Here is a 2,914-nt window from a genome sequence, read left to right on the forward strand (position 1 = left end):
ATGTGTGATTAATATTTGATGAGATATATAAGTTGATAAATTTTATTAATTCACAAGAAAGCACCCTTCGGGTGCAAATCAATTGTAGTTATGGCTAAACATTGGATATACCCAGTCAGGTAATTTGCTTAGCATTCCCTCATATTTGAGGGATTGCTTTTGTTCTCAATATATCGGAGAAATTTATACTTTATATACCAAAAAAAAAGAATGTTGGGGGGAGTAAATCCCCTCCAAAGTGTTGGTATTCTATACTTCAATACTAGAAATCAGTCATAACTCTATATTGATCGATCTCTGCTTTATGCATTTCTTCTAGGAAAATCTCAGCAACTGATCTAACATCCTTTGCCTTGGTAATGGCTCTGCCAACAACCATGATATCGGCACCAGCATCAGTTGCGTCCGTCACTCTGGCTGCACCTTCTTCAAGCTTGCCAATACCGCCTGCTACAGCTATCAGTAATTTTGGATGGATTTTCTTCAATTCTGGGATACTACTCCATGCATGTGCGCTGTCCTCTGCATCAATGGCTCTGTGAAGTTCGATAACATCCGGCTTGACACTCAATTCCTTTAGCACCTTCACAGGATCTGCTACATTCAGCATATCGATATATGCATAAATACCGGTTTTCTTAGCTTCTTTTATAGCCTTCTCAATAGTTGATATAGGTGCAAGTCCTGAGATGACAACAGCATCTGCGGTTGCGTCTGCTACCATTCTAGCTTCCAGGTTGCCTGTGTCCAGGGTCTTCAGGTCAGCCACAATAAAGGCGTTAGGTCGGGCCTCACGCATCTGCTCTACAACGTTTAAACCATACCTCTTGATAAGAGGCGTGCCCGCTTCCAGAATGAGGTGGTCGCTTTGTGGTAGCTGCTTCAATACCTTTTTCACGAATTCTATATCCGGGATGTCGATGGCGACCTGAAGATATGGCGGGTCCCACAACCTGACAACCTTGAATCCCATGATCGGGTGCATGGTCCTGTCCTTCTCGTGCATTAACGTCTCCACATCAGGGAATCCTTCCATTGCTCTTTGTACTGCCAGTTTGGTAGCACCGTAATTATACCTGTATATCTTGCTGTAATCATCGGCTTTCGGATGAATGAACACGCTAGCCACAATCACCAGGTCTTCAGCCTGTTCCTTTGGTATAATACCTTCATCCATTGCATCGGCAATAGCTCGTGCTACGGCAGTCTGGGCAGGGCCGAATATCTTGGCCGCATCATCCATATCTTTTACCGTAACCTTGGGTACAATGAGTGTAGCTGGCTTTGTGAGCAGGTTGGGTCTTATAACAGATAATAAGGGGGTATGACCAGCTGAGAGCTGGGTAAATCCGTTGGCGAATGCCTGTCCAGCCGGACCGTTTTTATCACCGATAATAATATCAACATGTGCGAGTTCTGGTTCTTCACCAATGAGTGCTTCTCCTACTAAAAACAATATTTTACACCTCGAACCGACATTAATGATAAAAAAGTATTTAAGGATACCTAAGAGCTGACTTTCAATATTCTAAAATGGAACAAAACATTTGTTTTTGGGTAAACTTATAAACCCACACCAGCTTTTCATCCCCAATGCCAGAACAGTACGACAGCAAAGTCCACCGCACAAGGATAATGTCAATTATTTCCATAGGGCTGTTCATAGAATTCATGGCAATTTTGTCATTAATTCCTATGCTGCCTGCGGTCTCAGAAGATCTAAATGTGGCAAAACCCTTTATGGGAGTGATTATGGGTTCATTCATGGTATTTATGGCAATACCCCAGATTCCTATTGGGATGTTGTCTGATAAGTACGGCCGCCGTCCTTTTATCATTATTGGCATCCTGACATTTAGTATCGGATTATTAATATTCGGATTAGCAAAATCAGCAGAACAGCTGCTCATCGCCCGTTCACTTTCAGGTCTGGGTGTTGCAATGTTCCTCCCTACTGCATACGCCATTGGTGGAGACATCTACTCAATAAGGGAACGGGGCAAAGGTATAGGATTCATCAGTATGGCTATCGGACTTGGTACAGTTGGTGGTTACATCCTGGGAGGGGTGGTTGGGGGTTTATTTGGATGGAGGACCGTGTTCTTATCCATGTTCTGGGCCTCACTTTTAGTGGCCATAGGCAGTCTTTGGGTAAATGAGACCCGTCCAAAAAGTCTGGATACCGATTTCGGGATTTTGAAAATTGCAAAGTCAACCCTGCTAATGTTTTGGGACCGGACCCTGGTACTTACAGGACTTGTCAGCATGTTATGTTCATTAGCGGTTATAGGAGCCTCATTTACTCTCCCGTTCTTTGCAGCCGGGACTGTCTCCTCTGTTCAGATGGGATTAATATTTGTTCCGTATGCCATAACCAGCAGCCTGGGAGCATCGGTTACAGGATCAATCAGCGATTCCGTTGGAAGGAAAACCCCTCTTATCACTATGATCATTCTGGGAGGGGCAGCCCTTTTGTTATTGACATTTGATACTATGAGTCCGATAATAATCTCAATTAATTTCGGATTCGTGGGTTTATGTCTGGGACCTGTAGTTACACTATCCACTGCTATCCTATCTGATCAGGTGGTCAAGAAAGACCCACGAATTCTTGGCACCTCCATAGGTGTATTAAATATGGTCAGATGGTTGGGGGGTGCCTCGGGACCGGTGGTGGCAGGTACTATAATGGAATTTGCAGATGCCAGAACCAGTTTTATGACTCTGGGTATCCTGGTGCTGTTCGCTACTTTCATAGCATTTTTCTTGCGTGAGACATTAGAATAAAATACCTATTTTCAGACCTTTTTTTGTTGTAGTACTTCCTATTAAATTTACCATAACCTCATGACTCACTAATGGTTTTCCACGCCGGTTTTGTGTAATATGGCAGAACATTCTATGTTCAATTTTG

Annotated in this window: 2 protein-coding genes and 1 pseudogene; 1 reads left to right on the plus strand and 2 read right to left on the minus strand. The window is 43.3% G+C overall.

Going from position 1 to position 2,914, the window contains the following annotated elements; all coding sequences use genetic code 11:
• Nucleotides 1-262: 262 nt before the first annotated feature.
• On the minus strand, nucleotides 263-1,456 hold the full coding sequence (locus IBX40_12455) for a bifunctional 5,6,7,8-tetrahydromethanopterin hydro-lyase/3-hexulose-6-phosphate synthase (GenBank protein ID MBE0525121.1): 1,194 nt from the start codon (nucleotides 1,454-1,456) through the stop codon (nucleotides 263-265).
• 137 nt (nucleotides 1,457-1,593) lie between these two features.
• Between IBX40_12455 and IBX40_12460 the strand changes: the two genes are divergently transcribed.
• A complete protein-coding gene (locus tag IBX40_12460; protein MBE0525122.1) occupies nucleotides 1,594-2,787 on the plus strand; it encodes an MFS transporter in 1,194 nt (397 codons plus the stop codon).
• A gap of 6 nt (nucleotides 2,788-2,793) precedes the next feature.
• On the opposite strand, the pseudogene IBX40_12465 reads toward IBX40_12460, so the two are convergent.
• Nucleotides 2,794-2,914 (minus strand): annotated as a pseudogene (locus tag IBX40_12465) (ISAzo13 family transposase).

The organism is Methanosarcinales archaeon, assembly GCA_014859725.1.
Taxonomy (GTDB): Archaea; Halobacteriota; Methanosarcinia; order Methanosarcinales; family Methanocomedenaceae; genus Kmv04.

Coding starts and splice junctions, on each gene's coding strand:
- IBX40_12460 (MBE0525122.1), top strand. CDS start 1,594: ATGCCAGAACAGTACGACAGCAAAGTCCACCGCACAAGGATAATGTCA.